The sequence below is a fragment of the Melaminivora alkalimesophila genome (assembly GCF_000282995.1).
Taxonomy (GTDB): Bacteria; Pseudomonadota; Gammaproteobacteria; order Burkholderiales; family Burkholderiaceae_C; genus Melaminivora; species Melaminivora alkalimesophila.
Window position 1 is genome coordinate 1 of sequence record NZ_ALEE01000737.1, and the last position, 1,372, is coordinate 1,372.

1 protein-coding gene is annotated in these 1,372 nt (G+C 77.4%); it reads right to left on the bottom strand.

The window, feature by feature from the left end; genetic code table 11:
* Positions 1-1,232, bottom strand: a 1,232-nt coding sequence (locus A612_RS14365; RefSeq protein WP_019375144.1) for an efflux transporter outer membrane subunit, incomplete at its 3' end; no start/stop codon positions are given.
* Positions 1,233-1,372: the final 140 nt, after the last annotated feature.

Here is a 1,372-nt window from a genome sequence, read left to right on the forward strand (position 1 = left end):
TAGCCGGCCGCCGCGCGCTCGGCATCGCTGCTGCGCCGGGCCGTACTGTCCAGGCGCGCGAGTGCCTGCTCGACCTCGGCCACCGCCTGGCGTGCCAGGCCCCGGTAGCGCGCTGCCGCTGCCTCGTAGCGCGCCTGGGCGGCATCGACCTGGGCGGCGCGCCGCCCGCCATCGAACAGCGGCAGGGTGAGCGCCACCGGTCCGACGGACCAGGTGTTGCTGGCCATGCTGGCGCCGCCGGTGGACACCCAGCCGCGCCCCACCGATCCGAGCAGCTGCAGGCGCGGGTAACGCTCGGCCTGGGCGGCGCCCACCTCGGCGCTGGCCGCAGCCACCTCGCGCTCCGCCGCATGGAGGTCCGGCCGCTGGGCCAGCACCCGGGCCGGCAGCGCATCCACGGCGAACAGCTGCGCGGGCGGGCGCAGCGGCGCCGCTGCCTGCAGCTGCTCGCGCAGCGTCGGCTCGTCGCGCCCGCTGAGCGCCACCAGCGCCTTGACGATGAGTTCGCACTGCAGCTGCTGCTGTGCCGCCCGCGCCCGGGCGTCGGCGTGGCTGGCGCTGGCCAGTGCGGCCGTGGCCGGGGCGGTGAAGCCTGCGCGCTCGCTCTCGGCCGACAGCCGCGCGGTCTCGCCGCGCGAGCGCGCATCCGCCTCCGCCACCGCCTGCTGGCGCCGGCAGTGGTGCCAGTTGCTGTATTGCTGCGCCACCTCGGCCGCCACCGACACGCGCGCGGCGTGCCATTGGGCCTGGGCGGCGGCGCTGCGCTCGCGCGCCGCCTGCTGCTGGGCGCCGGCGCGGCCGAACAGGTCCAGCTCCCAGCCCGCCTGCACGCCCGCCTGGGCCGTACTGGCCACGGCCATGAGCTGCTCGTTGAAGCCGCGGCTGGCGTTGAGCTGGCCGTCGACCTGCGGCAGCAGCGCCGAGCGCGCGGCCGCCACCTGGGCGCGCGCCTGGGCGAGCTGCGCGGCCGCCTGGGCGACGTCGGGGCTGAGCGCCTGGGCGTCGGCGATGAGCGCAGGCAGCACAGGGTCTTCCAGCCGCTCGTGCCACCACGCACCCAGTCGCTCCACGCTGCCCCCGTGCGGCAGCGGCGCCTGCCAGGCGGACGGCACGGGCGCAGGCACCGCGGGCGGAGGCGGAGTCAGGGTGCAGCCGGCAAGCGCGGCCGTGGCCGCCAGGGCCAGGAGCGTCGCGACCGGACGTGCGCATTGGAGCAGGACGGGCAGGTTCATGGCGCAGGAGCCGGGGAAGGAGAAGGATGGGCAGCGCGCCGGCGCCGGCGCTCGGCGGCCACCATGGCCAGGGAATGGCGCGTGAAGCCATCGATCCAGTGGCCCATGGCCTCGGGCGTGCCCAGCAGCCGCGGCTGCTG